This is a genomic window from Micromonospora sp. NBC_00330, from assembly GCF_036136635.1.
GTDB classification, from domain to species: Bacteria; Actinomycetota; Actinomycetes; order Mycobacteriales; family Micromonosporaceae; genus Micromonospora; species Micromonospora salmantinae.
On sequence record NZ_CP108012.1, the window covers coordinates 1806602 to 1824523 of the forward strand.

16 protein-coding genes are annotated in these 17922 nt (G+C 70.2%); 6 read left to right on the plus strand and 10 right to left on the minus strand.

Annotated elements, in window-relative coordinates; translation table 11 throughout:
• Positions 1-74 precede the first annotated feature (74 nt).
• From OG598_RS07880 to OG598_RS07910, 7 genes are all read right to left on the minus strand, one after another.
• Positions 75-1655, minus strand: coding sequence for an MDR family MFS transporter (locus OG598_RS07880; RefSeq protein ID WP_328653776.1), 1581 nt, complete (start codon positions 1653-1655; stop codon positions 75-77).
• A 72-nt stretch (positions 1656-1727) separates the two neighbouring features.
• Entirely contained in the window at positions 1728-2348 is a 621-nt protein-coding gene (locus tag OG598_RS07885; protein ID WP_328653777.1) for an acyl-CoA-like ligand-binding transcription factor, read from the minus strand.
• A gap of 41 nt (positions 2349-2389) precedes the next feature.
• Positions 2390-3250 carry an alpha/beta fold hydrolase gene (locus OG598_RS07890; RefSeq protein ID WP_328653778.1) on the minus strand — a complete coding sequence of 287 codons (861 nt, stop codon included), beginning with the start codon at positions 3248-3250 and terminating at the stop codon, positions 2390-2392.
• Positions 3247-4119: an SDR family oxidoreductase gene (locus tag OG598_RS07895; protein ID WP_328653779.1), complete on the minus strand. Its 873-nt coding sequence runs from the start codon at positions 4117-4119 to the stop codon at positions 3247-3249. The genes OG598_RS07890 and OG598_RS07895 overlap by 4 nt, the downstream gene beginning before the upstream one ends.
• Positions 4109-5602, minus strand: a complete 1494-nt coding sequence (locus OG598_RS07900; RefSeq protein WP_328653780.1) for a flavin-containing monooxygenase — start codon at positions 5600-5602, stop codon at positions 4109-4111. The genes OG598_RS07895 and OG598_RS07900 overlap by 11 nt, the downstream gene beginning before the upstream one ends.
• Entirely contained in the window at positions 5603-5902 is a 300-nt protein-coding gene (locus OG598_RS07905) for a DUF4873 domain-containing protein (protein WP_328653781.1), read from the minus strand.
• Positions 5899-6627, minus strand: coding sequence for a TetR/AcrR family transcriptional regulator (locus tag OG598_RS07910; RefSeq protein WP_328653782.1), 729 nt, complete (start codon positions 6625-6627; stop codon positions 5899-5901). Before OG598_RS07910 ends, OG598_RS07905 begins: the two co-directional genes overlap by 4 nt.
• A 48-nt stretch (positions 6628-6675) precedes the next feature.
• On the opposite strand from OG598_RS07910, the gene OG598_RS07915 reads away from it, so the two are divergent.
• Positions 6676-7566: an AurF N-oxygenase family protein gene (locus tag OG598_RS07915; RefSeq protein ID WP_328653783.1), complete on the plus strand. Its 891-nt coding sequence runs from the start codon at positions 6676-6678 to the stop codon at positions 7564-7566.
• Between the two features lie 69 nt (positions 7567-7635).
• Here the strand turns inward: OG598_RS07915 and OG598_RS07920 are convergent, their stop codons facing one another.
• Positions 7636-8142 (minus strand): VOC family protein, encoded by a 507-nt coding sequence (locus OG598_RS07920; RefSeq protein WP_238682554.1) that lies wholly within the window; start codon positions 8140-8142, stop codon positions 7636-7638.
• Between the two features lie 92 nt (positions 8143-8234).
• A complete protein-coding gene (locus OG598_RS07925; RefSeq protein WP_328653784.1) occupies positions 8235-8759 on the minus strand; it encodes a winged helix-turn-helix domain-containing protein in 525 nt (174 codons plus the stop codon).
• 240 nt (positions 8760-8999) lie between these two features.
• Here OG598_RS07925 and OG598_RS07930 point away from each other — a divergent pair, with 240 nt between their 5' ends.
• A complete protein-coding gene (locus OG598_RS07930; RefSeq protein WP_328653785.1) occupies positions 9000-13424 on the plus strand; it encodes a S8 family serine peptidase in 4425 nt (1474 codons plus the stop codon).
• A gap of 73 nt (positions 13425-13497) precedes the next feature.
• Here OG598_RS07930 and OG598_RS07935 read toward each other — a convergent pair whose 3' ends face one another.
• Positions 13498-14004, minus strand: coding sequence for a winged helix-turn-helix domain-containing protein (locus tag OG598_RS07935; protein ID WP_328653786.1), 507 nt, complete (start codon positions 14002-14004; stop codon positions 13498-13500).
• Positions 14005-14273: 269 nt separating this feature from the next.
• On the opposite strand from OG598_RS07935, the gene OG598_RS07940 reads away from it, so the two are divergent.
• Genes OG598_RS07940 through OG598_RS07955 form a run of 4 tightly spaced genes read left to right on the plus strand, consistent with a single transcriptional unit; the run spans position 14274 to position 17917 of the window.
• Positions 14274-15251, plus strand: coding sequence for a phosphatase PAP2 family protein (locus OG598_RS07940; protein ID WP_328653787.1), 978 nt, complete (start codon positions 14274-14276; stop codon positions 15249-15251).
• A 16-nt stretch (positions 15252-15267) separates the two neighbouring features.
• Positions 15268-15960 carry a response regulator transcription factor gene (locus tag OG598_RS07945; RefSeq protein WP_328653788.1) on the plus strand — a complete coding sequence of 231 codons (693 nt, stop codon included), beginning with the start codon at positions 15268-15270 and terminating at the stop codon, positions 15958-15960.
• Positions 15957-17417: an ATP-binding protein gene (locus OG598_RS07950; RefSeq protein WP_328653789.1), complete on the plus strand. Its 1461-nt coding sequence runs from the start codon at positions 15957-15959 to the stop codon at positions 17415-17417. Before OG598_RS07945 ends, OG598_RS07950 begins: the two co-directional genes overlap by 4 nt.
• Entirely contained in the window at positions 17414-17917 is a 504-nt protein-coding gene (locus OG598_RS07955; RefSeq protein ID WP_328653790.1) for a hypothetical protein, read from the plus strand. The genes OG598_RS07950 and OG598_RS07955 overlap by 4 nt, the downstream gene beginning before the upstream one ends.
• Positions 17918-17922: the final 5 nt, after the last annotated feature.

Below are 17922 nucleotides of genomic sequence, written 5' to 3' on the forward strand. Positions count from 1 at the left end.
GTCATGTCGTTACCGGGAAACGCGGAAGCGGGGACGGGCCAACCGGCCCCGCCCCCGCTCTGCTGGCGTACGGCTCAGTGAATCGCGACCTTTGCGGCCGCCTCCTCCTGGGCGCGTCGTTCGTCCCCGCTGAGGGTGTGCAGCGGCTTCTCCTTGATGAACAGCACGACGATCAGCGCGAGCAGCGCGATCGGCGCGCCGACCAGGAAGAGGTCCGCGGTGGCGATGCCGTACACGTCCTGCACGATGCGCAGCACCGGCTCGGGCAGGGTGGACAGGTCGGGCACCTCGGCGGAACCGCCGCCGGCGGTCGCCGCCGGGCCGAGCCGGTCGGTCGTCAGCGAGGTCACCCGACTTGCCAGGACCGCGCCGAGAGCGCTGACCCCGATCGCGCCGCCCATGCTGCGGAAGAACGTCAGCACGGAGGTGGTGGCGCCGAGCTCGTGGGCCGGTACGTCGTTCTGCGCGGCGAGCACGAGGTTCTGCATGAGCATGCCGACGCCGACGCCCAGCACGGCCATGTAGATCGACAGCACGACGACGCTGGTGTTGGCGTCGATGGTGCCCAGCAGCAGCATCCCGACGGTCATCACCGCGGCGCCGGCCACCAGGTACGCCTTCCACCGGCCGTACTTCGTGATGAGCTGACCGGCCACCGTCGACGAGACGAGCAGACCGAAGATCATCGGAAGGCTCATCAGGCCCGCGACGGTGGGCGACTTGCCCAGCGAGATCTGGAAGTACTGCGACAGGAAGACGGTGCCGCCGAACATCGCGACACCGACCAGCACGCTGGCGATGGTGGCCAGGGAGACCGTGCGATTGCGGAAGATGCTCAGCGGGACGATCGGCTCCGCCGCCCGCGACTCGACGACCACGGCCAACGCCAGCAGGACCAGCCCGCCGATGACCATCACTGCGGTCCAGCCGGAGGCCCAGTCGAACTTGTTGCCGGCCAGGGACGACCAGATCAGCAGCGTGGAGACGCCCGAGGTGATGAGCAGGGCGCCCAACCAGTCGATCTTCGCCTTGCGGCGGACGACCGGCAGGTGCAGGGTGCGCTGGAGCAGGGCGATGGAGATGATGCTGAACGGGACGCCGATCAGGAAGCACCACCGCCAGCCCAGCCACGACGTGTCGACGAGCAGCCCGCCGATGAGCGGGCCGGCGATGGTGCCCACACCGAAGACGGCGCCGAAGATGCCGGCGTAGCGGCCCAGCTCACGCGGCGGGATCATCGCCGCCATGACGATCGTGGCCAGCGCCGTCATGCCGCCGGCGCCGATGCCCTGGACGACCCGGCTGAGCAGCAGAACCTCGACGTTCGGCGTGAACCCCGCGATGAGTGAACCCACCACGAACAGTCCCAGCGACAACTGGATCAGCAGCTTCTTGCTGTACAGGTCGGCCATCTTGCCCCACAGCGGCACCGTCGCCGTCATGGCGAGCAGTTCGCTGGTGACGATCCACGTGTAGACGGTCTGGCTGCCGTTCAGATCCGCGATGATCCGCGGCAGAGCGTTCGCCACCACGGTGGAGGCGAGGATGGACACGAACATGCCGACCATCAGGCCGGAAAGGGCCTGGAGTACCTCCCGACGCGACATGCGCGTGCCGACGTCGGCGGTGTCGGCGGGCGGGACGGTGGTGGTCATTGACGCTCCCTTGTCGGGTTGTGGCCCAGTGACTGGCCCCGGAGCTGATGCGGCGAGGCGGGGACTGGCGGGTCAGGAGGGGGACGGCGGATCCGGCAGGCCGGCGGCGATCGCGGCGAACGCCTCGTCGACGAAGTCGTGCAGGGGCCGGGCGTCGTCGCCGGCGGCCCAGCGCAGCATCGCGGTGCGGAAGGCGGCACCGGCGACAGCGACGACCAGCGGCGGGTGGCCGTGGTCGAGGTCGACGCCGAGGCGGGTGGCGACGACCGCGACCATTGCCTGCTCGGTCGCGCTGTTGACGGCCACCAGCCGGGGCAGCAGCGCGGGGTTCTGGGCGATGACAGTCAGTCGCAGCCGCCACAACTCCCGGTCGGCCTGGATCGAGTCGATCGACTCGGCGAGGGCTACCCGCACTGCCTGCAACGCTGACACCTGCGCCGGGGCGGCTGCCAGTCGCGCCACGACCGGGTTGCCGTCGAGTGCCGGATCGTCGGTGAGGGCCTCGTCCTTGCAGGTGAAGTAGTTGAAGAAGGTCCGCGATGAGACGTCTGCGGCCTCGCTGATCTCTTCCACAGTGACGTGCTCCAGGCCGCGTTCGGCGACCAGCCGCAGCGCGGCGGCGGTCAGCGCGGCGCGTGTCTGCGCCTTCTTGCGGTCGCGACGTCCGGGCGCAGCGTGGTCGATGTCGGTCACGCGGGCGAGATTAGAAGCAAACTTGCAGAGCCTGCAAGTTTTTAGAGTGTGAAGTGATCTTCCTGACTCGTGACCTGGACGGAGACCGACGGATCCGGCCGTTGGGTGCGGGGCACGGCGCCGGTGGTCTCCAGGATGAGCGCGGCGACCAGGTCCGGGTCGTCGCTCATCGGCACGTGCCCGCAACGGGGCAGCGTCACCACCCGTGCCGCCGGCAGGCCCGCGCGGGCTCGCTCGGCCTGGTGGACGCCGAAGATCCGGTCGCAGTCCCCCCAGCCGATGGTCACCGGCACCGTCGCGTCGGACAGCCGAAGGCAGTCGAAGCGATAGTCGCGGGCGGCTCGGGCCACGGCGTTGAAGCCGACCCCGCGTCGCAGGGCGAGCGCGTCGCCCAGCGCGCGCTCGACATCCAGCAGCGTCGGGCGGGCCATCAGCGGCGCGAAGCACAACGCCCGTAGGTACGCCGAGCGCAGCGCGAGCCGCATGATCGTGGTGGGCAGGTACGAGTTGGCCCGCAACATCCGGAGGATGGCCAGCGCCCGGCGGCGCTCTGCCGGTGTGAAGAAGCCGGCGGGGGAGAAGGCGGTGGCCGAGGCGACCGCCCCGGTGGCGGCAAGCTCCAGGGCGATCGCCCCACCGAGGCTGTAGCCGGCGACGTGCGGACGCTCCAGCCCCCACTCGGTCAGCGCCGGCAGGACCCCGGCCACTGTGGCGGCCATGTCGGCAGGCATGCCGGTGCCGGGCACCGGGGAGTTCCCGAAACCGGGCAGGTCGAGCGCGATCACCTCGTGGTGGGCGGTCAGCCGGTCGAACACCGGTTCCCACGCCTGATGGCGGTGACCGATGCCGTGGATGAGCACGAGCGGCTCTCCGCTGCCCGCACGTCGGAAATGAATACTCATGACCGCTCTCCCACCGACGTCCTGCCGAAGGAACGCCCGAGCTGGCGTACCTCGTCTTCCATCTGGCCGACCATGGTCTGGCCGCCGAACCGGGTGATCAACGCGTCCGAGAGGCCGCTCAGCACCAGCGGCCGAAGCGCCTGCACCAGGGCGAGCGACCGTGGCACGTACACCTTGCGCTTGCGGCGCTCGATGCCGTGGAGCAGGGCCTCGACGCACTGCTCGACGGGCACGACGGTGGACAGCGGCCACGGCAACCGGCGCAGCGCGGTGCGAAACGATGCCAGGTCGTTACGGATGTCACGGACCAGGTCGGTGTCGATCCAGATCGGGTGTGCCGTGCCGACTGTGACGCCGCGTGAGCGGGTCTCCAGGCGCAGCACGTTGGCGAACTGCTCCACGCCGGCCTTGGACGCGCAGTAGGCGGCCATCCCGGGCATCGCCGTGAAAGCGGCGGCTGACGAGACGATCAGGACGTGGCCGCGGGAGGCGGTGACGTGAGGTAGCGCCGCGCTGACGGTGCGGATCGCGCCGCAGAGGTTCACCTCGACGGTACGGACCAGCGCGTCGACCGGTCCCACGGCGACGGTGCCGAGGTTCGCGATGCCCGCGTTGGCCACGACCACGTCGATGCCACCGAAGCGGTCCACAGTGGAGGCCACCGCGGCGTCCAACGCCGCCTGATCGGTGACGTCACACTCGTGCCAGTGCGCGTCGAGGTCGGCGCTGAGCCGTTCGAGCAGCTCGCCTTCGAGGCCGACGAGGGCGACCCGGGCCCCGCGGGCGACGGCCTCGCGGGCCAGCTGTGCCCCGATGCCGCGCGCCGCGCCGGTGATGAGCACGATCTTGCCCGCCAGGTCATACCGCATCGGCGTGCTCCCGCTCCGGTTCGTTGGGGGTGCTGCCGGTCGACGCGATCTGGTAGTCGGCCGGGCGGAACCGGCGCAGGCGCATCCGGAAGCCGGTGGCGAAGCCCGGCCAGATGGTGGTGTTGCGGCCGGTGGCGTCGAGGTACCAGCTCGAACAACCGGTCTGCCAGACGGTGCCGGCCATCTTCTGGTCGACCCGCTCGGTCCAGCGTCGTTGCGCCCGCGCGGTGGGCTCGATGGCCTGGATGCCAGTGGCCCGCATGTGACGCAGGGCCGCGAGCACCAGATGCAGCTGTGCCTCGATCATCAGCACCACCGAGGTGTGCCCGAGCCCGGTGTTCGGGCCGAGCAGGAAGAACAGGTTGGGGAAGCCGGCGATGGTAGTGCCCTGGTACGCGTGCATGCTGGGGGTCCACACGTCGCCCAGACTGCGCCCGCCTCGGCCGTGGATGCGCCGGACGACGGGGGAGTCGGTGACGTGGAAGCCGGTCCCGAAAATGATGGTGTCCGCCCGGTGGTGGACGTCGTCGTCGGTGACGAGACCGTCCGGCGCGATCCGGGAGATGCCGGCGGTGACCACGTCGACGTTCGCTCGGGTGAGCGACGGCCAGTAGTCGTTGGAGATCAGCACCCGCTTGCAGCCCATCGCGTAGCGGGGGGTCAGCTTGTCCCGCAGGATCGGGTCGGCAACCTGACGCCGCAGCGTACGCAGTGACAGCCGCGAGGCGAGACGATTGACCGCCGGGTGCAGGAAGCCCAGGCCCAGGCTCTCGCGTAGCAGGTAGAGCCCTGCCCGGGCGGCCCGCTGCGCGCCGGGCACGGTGCGGAACGCGGCCTGCTCGGCCCCGCTGATCCGGCGCGACAACCTCGGCATGATCCAGGCGGGGGAGCGCTGGAAGAGCGTCAGCTTCTCGACCGTCGGCTGGATCTGTGGCACGAACTGGATGGCCGAGGCCCCGGTGCCGATCACCGCGACGCGCCGGCCGGTCAGGTCGTGGTCGTGCCGCCAACGGGCGGAGTGGAACACGGTGCCGGCGAACTCGTCGATCCCGGGCAGGTCGGGGATGGCCGGGTCGCTGAGCGGGCCGGCGGCACAGATCAGGACCCGGGCGCTGTGGTCGCCGCCCGAGGTGCGCAACAGCCAGCGTTGGCGCTGGTCGTCCCACCTTGCCTCCCGCACCTCGTGGCGCAACCGCAACCTCGGGCGTATCCCGAAGCGGTCGACGCAGCCGCGCAGGTAGTCCCAGATTTCCGGCTGGCTGGAGAACGTGTTCGACCAGCCGGGGTTGGGGGCGAAGGAGAACGAGTAGAGGTGCGACGGAACATCGCAGGCGCAGCCCGGGTAGCTGTTGTCCCGCCAGGTGCCGCCGACGTCCTCACCGCGGTCGAAGACGAGAAAGTCGGTGAAGCCGGCCCGCTGTAGGCGGATGGCGGCGCCCAGGCCACCGAAGCCGGCGCCGATGATGGCAACGTCTGTCTCCATTCACTCCTCCGTCAGCTCGGGCGCGTCAGTCGGGTCGGCCACTGGCGGCCAGGGCGGATCGCCCACGCCGGTGATTCGTACGCCGCCCCACGGATCGACCTCGGCCAGCCGGGCCGCCCGGACGCGGTCGGCGATGCGCACCTCGACGTCGCGCCGGCCGGAGCGCAGCAGATGGGCCACCCGTGGCTCGGGCTCGATCCGTCCGCCCCAGTGGAAGCGGCCGTCGACCGGCTCCCATCGTCCGCTCAGGTGCACCCGGACAGTGGTGCCCTCGACACCCGCCGGGCCGTGGTAGCTCACGGCACGATCCGCTCGTGGGCGCGGGTGAGCTCGTGCGGCAGGTCGGCGCTGGCCCGTACCCCCTCGATGCCGCTCCACAGCAGGGCGGTCAGGTAGTCGGTGAGGGCGGCCCGGCTGATCGGCTGGCCGTGCGTGGTCCACCAGTCGCCGACGGCCTGCACGAAACCCACGAGGCCGTACGCCCAGGGTTCGGCGGGACCGGCGTCCAGGCCCAGCGTGCGGAGTCGGTCGCCGATCACCCGGGCGAGCCCGGCGGCCACCTGCCGGCTGGTGCCGGCGATCACCTGGTGAATGCCGGGGTCGCCGGACTGGTGCATCAGGAACCGGTAGAGCGTCGGCTCCGACTCGACCACGCCGAGGTAGGCGTCGATCGTCGCTTCGACGAGGCCACGTTCCTCGCGGACCTGTTCGATGGCGGGTGCGATGGTGTCGACCATCCGGGCCGCCACCACCTCGCTGACCGCGACCCAGAGCTGCGACTTGTCGGCGAAGTAGCGGTACAGAACCGGTTTGCTGACACCTGCGGCGGCGGCCACCTGTTCCATGTCGACCTCCGGCCCGTGCCGCAGCAGCGCCTGCACGGCGGCACCGACCAACTCCTGCCGTCGTTGCTCACGATGGTCTGCCCAGCGGTCTCGCCGGCCGTTGCCCTTCGCCTTCGGACCGCCGTCGGGGGGCGTGGCCGGCGGGTCGGACGGATTGACATCGGTGAGCGGCGATTGCATGCTACTACTCGTAACAGTTACTGGTCGTCACGTCAATATGGAGGAGCCATGGAGGCGGCGGAAACCGGGCGCGCGGCGGTCGCCGAGCGACTACTCACATCCTCGTTGCGGACCAGCTACGACCCCACCGTCGAGATCGACTGGGACGCCCCGCACACCCACGGCGCCTACTGGCTCCCGCCGCGGCGCAGCAGCCTCTACGGCACCCCACTGTGGGAGCAGCTCAGCGAGGAGCAGCGCGTCGAGCTGACCAAGCACGAGGTGGCCAGTGCGGCCAGCGCCGGGCTGTGGTTCGAGACGATCCTCATGCAGATGCTGATCCGGGAGTACTACCGCGCCGACCCGACCACCCGGCAGGCCCAGTACGCGTTGACCGAGGTCGCCGACGAATGCCGGCACTCCATCATGTTCGGTCGGCTGATCGAGGCGATGGGTTGTCCGGTCTACCGTGCGAGCACCGTGGACCACCACCTCGGGCGCTTTCTCAAGGCCACTGCCAGCGGCCCCCGGATGTACGCCGCGATCCTCATCGCGGAGGAGATCCTCGACGCGTTCCAGCGCGAGATCATGGCGGACGAGTCGCTCCAGCCGCTCATCCGGATGGTCTCCCGCATCCACGTGGTGGAGGAGGCGCGACATGTCCGGTTCGCCCGCGAGGAACTGGCCGCCGCCGTAGCGGCCACCGGTCCGGTGGGCATGGCGTACGCCCGACTGTTGGTCGGTCGCGCCGCCTCCACGATCGCCAACCGCCTGGTCCATCCCGGCGTGTACGCGGCGGTGGGCATCCCGCCGGCGGTCGGTCGGGCCGCTGCCCGCGCCAACCCGCACTGGCGTGCCACGCTGCGCTGGTCCGCGGCGCGGGTGCACGACCACCTGGCGGACGTCGGCCTGGTCGCTGGGCCGGGGCGTCTGCTGTGGGCCCGGGCCGGGCTGATCTGACCCGTCGCCCCTCAGGGGACGGCATGGGGCGGGCCGTCCCCGGCCGGACCCCACGCCGCCCGTGTGGGCTCACTCGCTGCGGGCGAAGCCGCCCTTCGGTGCGATGATCTCCAGGTTCGTCCCGTCCGGGTCGTTGAAGTACGCGACCTCAGTGCCGACCGCCGCCGGCGGCTCCACCTCGCCGGACGCGAAGGTGTACGGCTGTCCGAGGAACTCGAACCCGGCCTCGCTCATCCGGTCGTAGACCGCGCGCACGTCGTCCACGTGGAAGCACAGGTGCATCGAGCCGGGCCGGTTGGCCGCCACCTGGGCGGCGTCGCCGACCGGCTCCTGGAACTGGATCAGGTCGATCCCGAGGTTGTCGAGGTTGAACGTGGCGTACCGCAGCTTCGTCGTCGGCAACCCCTGTGACTGCGCGAAACCGGCGCCGTGCATGCTCTCGTCCCGGACGACCGGTTCCGCGCCGAGCAGGGCCTGGTAGAACGCGACCGAGCGGTCGAGGTCACTCACAGCGATCCCGACGTGCGCGGCCTTCTTCAGCCCGATGGACACGGTCGAGGGATTGGGGAATGCCATCCTGACTCTCCTTACCAGCGCTCTTCGTCGCCTGTGTCGATGCTGATCTTCCTGGCGTACCCGGGGCGGGATCAGTTCATGCGACGTCGCTGTCAGGCCCGTTCGACCCGCGCCTGCTGGTGATCGGTCAGCCGCAGGCCCACACCGCGGACGACATCGATGGTGGCCCCGGTGCCCAGGTCGTGCAGCTTGCGGCGCAGCCGCTTGACCAGCGACTGCACGTCCGCCTTGCGTTCGCGCCCCTCGTCACCCCAGACCGACCGGTGCAGCTCGGCGTAGCTCCAGACCCGGGCCGGCTCGGTGATCAGGCAGGTCAGCAGGTCGTGTTCCAGGCGGGTGAGGTCGATCTCACGTTCCCCGCAGCGGGCGCTGGAGCGGGCCGAGTCGATCACCAGGGCGGCGACCGGCGTCGGTTCGGACGGGGCGGCTGCCTGCTGCGGGGCGGCGATCAGCCGGCGCAGCTCGTCGAGGTCGGCGACCAGCAGCAACGGTGCGATGCCGTCGAGAAGCTCCGCGAGCCGGATGCGTTCGGCCGGCGACGGGGTCACCGCGATCAGCAGTGGGAACGGCTCGTCGGCCGGATCACCCCTGTTCACCGTTGCCTCGTCCTCGGCCACCGCACCACCCGGGATCGATGGGCATCCCTGCCCAGCTCTCGTCACGGTTCTGACAATGATTGGCAAGCGTGCCGCCAGCCAGGGCAACTCTTAGCGACAAGTTGCTCACGGCAAGTTCTTGATCGTCCGTTCTTCTCGATCATAGTGTCCACTCGGGCAACCGGCGTGACCCGCGCGGTGCATGGGGGAGGTCCACCATGGCCCATTACACCCTGGGTCGTTCTGAGGGAGGCAGCACCGATGTTCAGACGTCCACAATGGCGGCGCGCGGCCAGATCACTGGTGAGCGCCGGCGCGGCGACGATCCTCGCCGCGACATGCTTGGCGACGATCAGCTCTGGCGCGCAGGCCGCGCCGGGCGGTGCGATGGGGGCGGGCGCCCAGACCGGGGACAAGATCCGACCGGAGCTCGCCAAGCAGCTCCAGGCCAAGAGTGAAGGGGACTTCTGGATCCGGTTCAAGGACCGGGCGGACCTGAGCAAGGCCAGCGCCATCAAGGACTGGTCGAAGCGTGGCACGGCGGTGGCGGACGCGCTGCGCAAGACCGCCGCCGCGAGCCAGGGCAAGATCCGGGCCGACCTCGACAGCTCGGGCACCAGGTACCAGACCTTCTGGGCCACCAACGCCATCAAGGTGAACAGCGGTTCGCTGGCGATGGCCCAGAAGTTCGCCGGGCACTCGGAGGTCGAGGGCCTCTACGCGCCGGTCGCGTACAAGGTGCCGGAGACGACAAAGGGCACCGACGAGAAGACAGTGAACGCCCTGGAGTGGGGCATCGCCAACATCAACGCCGACGACGTCTGGTCCCAGTACGGCGTCAAGGGCGAGGGCATCACCGTCGCGAACATCGACACCGGGGTGCAGTTCAACCACCCGGCGCTGGTGAACTCCTACCGGGGCAACAACGGCGACGGGACGTTCGACCACAACTACAACTGGTTCAACGCCGCCAACGCGACAGGGGCCTGCGCCACCGCCCCCTGCGACGGCGATGGCCACGGTACGCACACGATGGGCACCATGGCCGGCTCCGACGGCGCGAACCAGATCGGTGTCGCCCCCGGGGTCAAGTGGATCGCGGCGAACGGTTGCTGCCCCAGTGACGCCGCTCTGGTCGAATCCGGTCAGTGGATGCTCGAACCGCTGGACCTCAACGGTCAGAACGCGGACGCGAGCAAGCGACCGAACATCATCAACAACTCGTGGGGCACCCGGGACCCGTCCAACGAGCCGTTCATGGAGGACGTGACGAACGCCTGGACCGCGTCCGGGATCTTCGGCGCCTGGTCCAACGGCAACAGCGGGCCGGCCTGCCAGACCAGTGGCTCGCCGGGCAGCCTCGTCAGCAACTACTCGACCGGCGCGTACGACAGCAACAACAACGTCGCCGGCTTCTCCTCCCGCGGCGCCGGTCAGAACGGCGAGATCAAGCCCAACATCTCGGCGCCGGGCGTGAACGTCCGGTCGAGCATCCCGGGCAGCGCCTACGGCAGCATCAGCGGCACCTCGATGGCCTCACCGCACCTCGCGGGCGCTGTCGCGCTGCTGTACTCGGCGGCACCGTCGCTGGTCGGCGACGTCAACGCGACCCGTGCGCTGCTCAACGGCGCCGCCATCGACAAGGCCGATGACCAGTGTGGTGGCACCGCTGCCGACAACAACGTCTACGGCGAAGGCCGACTGGACGCCCTCGCGTTGCTCAACGCCGCCCCGACCGGCGACATCGGCACGCTGGCCGGCACTGTCACCGACGCGACCTCCGGCGCTCCGATCGCCGGCGCGACACTGACGCTCACCGGCGCGTCCGAGCGTGAGTTGACCACCGGTGCCGACGGCACGTTCTCCACCCAGCTCCCCACCGGCGACTACCAGGTCGCCGTCGCGGCGTTCGGGTACGCCAGCACCACCAAGACGGCAACTGTCGCCAAGGGCGCCACCACGACGCTCAACGTCGCCCTCACGGCGGTGCCGAGTGTCAACGTCACCGGAGCGGTCACCGACGGCTCCGGCCACGGCTGGCCGTTGTACGCAAAGGTGACAGTGACGGGAGTGTCCGGTGTCTACGACTACACCACCCCGTCCAACGGCCGCTACAGCATCAAGCTGCCGGCCGGGCAGACGTACACCCTGAAGTACGAGCCGCAGTACCCGGGTTACCAGACCGTCACCAAGGAGGTCGTGGTCGGCTCGGGCAACGCCACCGCCAATGTCGCCGTGCCGGTGGACAGCAGCGTCTGCACCACCGCGCCCGGCTACACGACCGGCTCCGACGGTGAGTACGAGACCTTCGACGCCACTACCACGCCGGCCGGTTGGACCGTCGTGGACAACGCGGGCAGCGGTCAGGTCTGGACGTTCACCGACGACGGCGACCGGGGCAACCTGACCGGCGGCAGCGGCAACTTCGCGATGATCGACAGCGACAACTACGGTGCCGGCACCAGCCAGGACACCTCCCTGGTCAGCCCGGTGGTCGACCTGACCAGCGTCACGGCCCCGGTCATCCGGTTCAACCAGGACTTCAACCAGCTCAACGACGACACCGCCGACGTGGACCTGAGCATCGACGGCGGCGCCACCTGGACCAACGTGCTCCGGCAGGAGACCGACGTCCGGGGACCGAAGCTGACCGAGATCCCGATCCCGCAGGCGGCCGGCAAGGCGCAGGTGCAGGTCCGGTTCCACTACTACGACGCCTCGTACGAGTGGTGGTGGGAGGTCGACAACGTCCTGATCGGCAGCCAGGTCACCTGCGTGCCGGTCGACGGCGGTCTGGTCGTCGGCAACGTCCGCGACAAGAACGACGACAGTTACGTCAACGGCGCGACAGTCACCAGCAAGGACCGGCCCGCCGAGAAGGCCGTCACAGTGGCGACCCCGGACGACCCGGGGCTGGCCGACGGCTTCTACTGGATCTACTCGTCGCTGACCGGCGAGCACCCGTTCACGGCGACCGCCGGCAACTACGTCAGCCAGACCAAGCCTGTCGACGTCGAGGCCGACTGGGCGACCACAGCGAACTTCCAGCTCGCGGCCGGTCGACTGGCGGTGACGCCGACGCAGCTGAGCGCGACGCTCCAGATGCCCAACGGCAAGACCAGCAAGTCGTTCACTGTGACCAACACCGGCGGCGCGCCGGTCGAGGTCAAGTTCGGTGAGCGGGACAACGGGTTCGAACTCCTGCGGGCGGACGGCTCCACTGTCACCCGGCAGCAGGTGCTCGGGTCCAGCGGCGCGCCGGAGCAGCGGCTCACCGTACCGACGTCGTTCGCCGCCAAGGCGTCCGGCAAGGAGGCCAAGGCGGCTGCCGCGGCGGCCGGCCCGCAGGCGGCGCCGTGGACCGACATCGCCAACTACCCGGCCACGATCATGGACAACCGGGTGGTGAACCTGGACGGCAAGGTGTATTCGCTCGGTGGCGGCGACGGTGAGGCCTCCACCACCAAGAACTACGCCTACGACCCGGCCGCGCAGACCTGGACGGCGATCGCCGACCTTCCCGGCGCGCGTAACGCAGTGACCGCGGGCGTGGTGAACGGCAAGATCATTGTCAGCGGTGGCTGGGGCGACGCCGGCCCGGACTCCGCCACCTGGTCGTACGACCCGGGGGCCAACACCTGGACGGAACTGGCCGACAACCCGGCACCGCGGGCCGCTGCCGGTCAGGCCGTCGTCGACGGCAAGCTGTACGCGGTCGGTGGCTGCACGACGGCGGCCTGTCTGCCGATGTCGAACAGCGTCGTCCGGTACGACCCGACCGGTGACAAGTGGGAGACGGTGGCCAACTACCCGAAGTCGGTGGCCTTCGCCTCCTGCGGCGGGATCGACGGCGTCCTCTACTGCACCGGCGGCAACGACGGTTCCGTCGCGCAGAAGTCCAGCTACGCCTTCGACCCGGGTGCGAACACCTGGACCGCCATCGCCGACGCGCCGGCCGACAACTGGGCCAGCTCGTACGCCGTCGCCAGCGGCAAGCTCCTCGTCGTCGGTGGCTCGCAGGGTGGGGCCATCAGCAACGCCGGCTTCGCCTTCGACCCGGCCGCCGGTTCGTGGTCCAACCTGCCCAACTCCAACACCGCGCGGTACCGCGGCGGCGCCGCGTGCGGCTTCTACAAGATCGGCGGCTCGTCCGGCAGCTTCAACGCGGCTCCGGAGAGCGAGGTGCTCCCGGGCTTCGAGGGATGCTCCGAGTCGGCGGCCGACGTCAGCTGGATGACCATCGACAAGTCGGCGGTCACCCTCGCACCGGGTGCGAAGGTCACTGTCACCGTCGGTCTGACGGCGAACGTGGACCAGCCGGGCACCTACTCCGGGGCGGTCGCCATCTCCGAGAACACCCCGTACTCGGTGGCGCCGGTCGCGGTGACCATGACCGCGAACCCCCCGAAGACCTGGGGCAAGCTCATGGGTACGGTCACCGGCACCAGTTGCCAGGGTGCTACCTCGCCGCTCGCCGGCGCGGTCGTGCAGGTCGACTCGTGGGCGGCGTCGTACACCTTCGCCACCGACGCCGAGGGCAAGTACGCCTACTGGGTGGACCGCCGCAACAACCCGCTCACGATGATCGTGGCCAAGGACGGCTGGAAGCCGCAGACCCGTCAGACCAGGATCGACACCGCCACTCCGACGGTGGAGAACTTCGGGTTGGCGCCCATCAGGTGCTGACGGCTGAGCTATAGCCGAAGAAGTCCGGCCCGCCTGGTCCCCGACCAGGCGGGCCGGACCGCGCCCGGGGTGGTCAGACGGGAGCGAGCCGGAAGCCGACGCCGCGTACCGAGTGGATCGTCGCCGTGGCGTTGAGACTGGCCAGCTTGCCGCGTACCCGGCGGATCACCGAGTGCATGTCGGAGCCCCGGCCGAGGTGCCGGTTGCCCCAGACCTCGAGGTGCAGGCGCTCGTAGGTCCAGACCTGACCGGGCGCGTGCACGAGGCAGAGCAGGACGTCGTGCTCCAACCGGGTCAGGTCGATCTCCTGGTCGCGCCACCGCAGCACCCGGCGGTCGGAGTCGACGGCCAGATCCGGTGGCGGTGGCTGTGGGCTCGGCGCCGCCTCGGCGAGCACCACTGTGGGCGGGGGAGCCGGGGCGGCGGGCGCCTCGACCACCCCGAGGAACTCTCGTGCCTGGTCGACTGTCGAGACGATCAGGAAGGCGTCACTGCCGCCGAGCAGCCGGGCCAGGTGTCGCCGCTCGGCCGGCGAGGATGCGATGCCGATGACCAGGCTGGCCCCTGGAATTCCCTGCATGTGCCAACACCTTCCGGTTCCCCAACTCACTCCGGATGGATTTTTCGCGCCGCCGACCGAAACATCGATCGGCGTCCTGACCCTAGTGGTGGCTGATCTCGGCTGGGTAAAACATAGTTGCATGTAAGCATGTGAATCCCGCAGCGCCGTCCAGGTCCACCCGGCCCAGCGCCGACGATCCGCTTTTCCGGAAGCGGTGGGGGTTGTTGTGACAGAACCAAGACAATTCGAGGACGGGGTACGGACCTGCCGGGGCGAGCATGGTCGCCATGTCCATCGGATCGTTGTACTCCGTCGGGCGGTCGACGCCCGGTCCGGCGCGACCGCTGCCGCACGCCCGCGCGGCGGTGCCGCTGGCGCTTCGGCTGTTCGTGGCGGCGCTGTCCGGTCTGGTTGCCCTGACCCTCACCGCCGCCGTCTTCGTGCGGACGTACCCCGGGCAGTGGCTGGACGGGGTGCTCCTGCCGCGCGCCGAACGGGGCGGGGGGTACGAGCAGCAGACCGTGCTGGTGGGCCCGGCCAAGACCGTGCTGGCCACCTTCGGCAGCCCGAGCCTCATCGCGGCTCTGCTCGGCGTGGTGCTGCTGGTGGGTGTGCTCCGCCGACGGCTGGTGGCGGGGGTCGTCGGTGTGGGCATCGTCGTCTGCGCGGTGCTGCTGGCCGGCGCGGTGAAATCGGAGCTGCCCCGCCCGGATCTACAGATCCTCAGCTCCACCACCCACAACAGCTTCCCCAGCGGCCATGTCGCGGCGGCGACCGCCCTGCTGCTGGCGTTCATGCTGGTCCTGCCCGGGTGGGCCCGGCGCTGGCTGGCGGCGCCGGGCGCGGCCGGTGTCTCGGTGATCGCCTCCGCCACGATGATCGCGGGCTGGCACCGGTTCAGCGACGTGCTCGGTGGCGTACTGCTGGGGGTGACGGTGTTCTGCCTGGCGGCGGCTGCGTTGGCGGCCTGGTCCAGCGACCGTGACTCGACCGGCGGTCCGGACGGTGGCAGCCTCTGGCGCAGGCTGGCCGAGGCGGGAGTCGGGCTGGTCGTGCTGGTCTGGGCGCTGCTGGTGGTCGTGCCCGGTCTGGCCGCGTCGGTGCAGCGCGGCTTGTTGATCGCCATCGTGGCCGCGTCCGCGTCGACGATGTTCCTGGTGGGCGCCGTGGTGTTCCTGGTGCGTTCGACGGGTTTCGCGGTGCCGACCTCCCCGCGGAGCCCCGCGCAGCCACCGCCAACGACCGAAACCCGAAAGATCTCATGATGGGATACTTGACGACATGTCCCAGGTGCTGTTGATCGAAGACCACCAGACGGTGCGTGACGGACTGCAGTTGGCGCTCACCCGACAGGGCCACACAGTGCATGCCGTGGGCACCGGTGAGCAGGGGTTGGAGCGGCTGCGCGCGACCCCGTCCGATGTCGTGGTCCTCGATCTCATGCTGCCCGGGATGGACGGGTTCGAGGTCTGCCGCCGGATTCGGCAGCTCGGCGATCTGCCGATCATCATGCTCACCGCCCGCAACGACGACATGGACGTGGTCGCGGGCCTGGAGGCCGGCGCCGACGACTACGTGGTCAAGCCCGTGCAGGCCCGGGTGCTGGAGGCGCGCATCCGCGCGGTGCTGCGACGGACCGCTGGCGACTCGCGGCGTGGCGGCGACCGGACCGGCCTGGAACAGCACGGCGCGTTGACCATCGACCGGGCAGCGCTGGTGGTCAGCAAGGACGGGACGCCGGTCAGCCTCGCCCCGACGGAGCTGCGGCTGCTGCTCGAACTCTCGCACACGCCGGGTCAGGTGCTCAGCCGTCAGCAGCTGCTGGAGGCCGTGTGGGAGCACGGGTATCTCGGCGACTCGCGACTCGTGGACGCGTGCGTCCAGCGGGTACGCGCCAAGATCGAGGCCGACTCGTCGGCACCGCTTTACATCCAGACCGTGCGTGGTTTCGGATACCGGTTCGGGCCGCTGTGACACAGTGGCGCCGGGTCGGCGCGTGGGTCTCGGGTCTACGGGTCCGGCTCGTCCTGGCGTTCGCGCTGCTGGGCGTGACCACGACGGTGGCGGTGGCCGGTGGCAGCTACTTCCAGGCTCGGACCGTCATCCTGCAACAGGCGCAGGACGCCGCGGTGATGTCGCTGACCGACCAGCTCACTAAGATCTACCCGATCGTCCAGCTTCCGCCGACTCAGGACGACCTCGAACTGTTGGCCCAGCGCCTCAGCGACCGGGAAAGCTTCGCGGTGGTCGTCTACCGGGACATGCGGGCACAGGGCGGCTCCGAATTCGCCGACCCGCTCACCCCCGAGCTGCGGCAGAAGGTTCGTGACGGTCGCATCGCCTGGCAACGGGTCTCGCTCGGCGGAGAACCCGCGTTGCTCATCGGTACCCAGTTGGCGCTCGACCGCCCGGACGGCACGTCCCGCCCGTCCGGGGTGGAGGTCTACTCGGTGCGCAATCTCGTGCCCGAGCAGCAGAGCGTCGACCAGCTCGCCACCAGGGCGTGGTGGACCGGTGGCCTGTCCCTGGTTCTCGCCGTCCTGCTGGCCCTGCTGTCCGCCCGCGGCGTCCTGCGACCCGTCCGCGACCTCAGCCGGGCGGCGCGCCGCCTCGGTGAGGGCGACCTGAGCACCCGGTTGACGGTCCGGGGCGCCGACGAGCTGGCGGATGTGGCGCGGACCTTCAACGACACCGCCGGCACGCTGGAGCGGCAGGTCGGCGAGCTGCGGCGGTTGGAATCCGACGCCCGCCGCTTCGTGGCCGACGTCTCGCACGAACTCCGGACGCCGCTGGCCGCGATGACGGCGGTCACCGACGTGCTCGACGAGGAGGCGGAACACCTGCCCGGGGACGCGGGCCGGGCCGCCCGGCTGGTCAGCCAGGAGACGCAGAACCTCACGCAGTTGGTCAACGACCTCATCGAGATCAGCAGGTTCGACTCCGGCACCGCGCGGCTCGCCCTGGACGACGTGGACGTGGCCGCGGCGGTGACCGCGACCCTGCGGATCCGCGGCTGGCTGGATCGGGTACGAACGGAGTTGCCACCCGGCATCGTGGCCCGACTCGACCCCCGCCGACTGGACGTCATCGTCGCCAACCTGGTCGGCAACGCCTTCCGGCACGGTGCCGAACCGGTGTCCGTGCGACTGAGCGCCGACCCGGACTGGGTCACCATCGAAGTGGCCGACCAGGGTCCGGGGCTGGACCCGGAGGTGTTGCCGCACGTCTTCGACCGCCTCTACAAGGCCGACACCGCGCGAACCCGCTCCGAGGGCAGCGGCCTCGGCCTCGCCATCTCCTGGGAGAACGCGCGGCTGCACCGCCACGGCGAGCAACGGGGGAGTCTCGTCGCGGGCAACGGCACCCACGGCGGCGCGGTGTTCACCCTCCACCTGCCCCGCGAAACGGCCGACACCGGAGGTACCCGGTGACCGGCCGACGGAAGGGCCGCGCGCTGCTCGCCGGCGGACTGCTTCTGACGCTGGTCGCGGCGGGATGTGGGGTACGACCCAGCGCGGTCATCACCGGTCGCCCGCCGATCAGCGGCCCCGCCCGGGGCAGCTGGCTCTACCTGCTCGCGCAGGGCGAACTGGTGCTGATCCTCCGCCCGGTCAACACGGACCCGTCGCCCGCCGCCGCGCTCTCGCTGCTCGCGGCCGGTCCGCAGGAGAACGAACGCGCCCAGGGCTTCACCAGCGACGTTCCGGCCGGCCTCGACCCGGTCACTGTGACGGCGGGCGCCGATCGGTCCGGTGACCTCACGGTGCGGGCGAACATCGCCGCACAGGCGTTGTCGGCGCACGCGGTCGACCAGATCATCTGCACGACGGTCGCCGCCGCGGCGCAGGTCAGCGCGGCGAACACCGCCACCACCGTCACCATCGTCGGGTCCGACGGCGCCCGACCGCCACGGGCGTGCCCGATCAGGTGACCGGG

Excerpts from the sequence above, each read along its gene's own strand:
- OG598_RS07880 (WP_328653776.1), bottom strand. The coding sequence starts at position 1,655 with ATGACCACCACCGTCCCGCCCGCCGACACCGCCGACGTCGGCACGCGC.
- OG598_RS07890 (WP_328653778.1), bottom strand. The coding sequence starts at position 3,250 with ATGAGTATTCATTTCCGACGTGCGGGCAGCGGAGAGCCGCTCGTGCTC.
- OG598_RS07895 (WP_328653779.1), bottom strand. The coding sequence starts at position 4,119 with ATGCGGTATGACCTGGCGGGCAAGATCGTGCTCATCACCGGCGCGGCG.
- OG598_RS07900 (WP_328653780.1), bottom strand. The coding sequence starts at position 5,602 with ATGGAGACAGACGTTGCCATCATCGGCGCCGGCTTCGGTGGCCTGGGC.
- OG598_RS07910 (WP_328653782.1), bottom strand. The coding sequence starts at position 6,627 with ATGCAATCGCCGCTCACCGATGTCAATCCGTCCGACCCGCCGGCCACG.
- OG598_RS07915 (WP_328653783.1), top strand. The coding sequence starts at position 6,676 with ATGGAGGCGGCGGAAACCGGGCGCGCGGCGGTCGCCGAGCGACTACTC.
- OG598_RS07920 (WP_238682554.1), bottom strand. The coding sequence starts at position 8,142 with ATGGCATTCCCCAATCCCTCGACCGTGTCCATCGGGCTGAAGAAGGCC.
- OG598_RS07930 (WP_328653785.1), top strand. The coding sequence starts at position 9,000 with ATGTTCAGACGTCCACAATGGCGGCGCGCGGCCAGATCACTGGTGAGC.
- OG598_RS07935 (WP_328653786.1), bottom strand. The coding sequence starts at position 14,004 with ATGCAGGGAATTCCAGGGGCCAGCCTGGTCATCGGCATCGCATCCTCG.
- OG598_RS07940 (WP_328653787.1), top strand. The coding sequence starts at position 14,274 with ATGTCCATCGGATCGTTGTACTCCGTCGGGCGGTCGACGCCCGGTCCG.
- OG598_RS07945 (WP_328653788.1), top strand. The coding sequence starts at position 15,268 with ATGTCCCAGGTGCTGTTGATCGAAGACCACCAGACGGTGCGTGACGGA.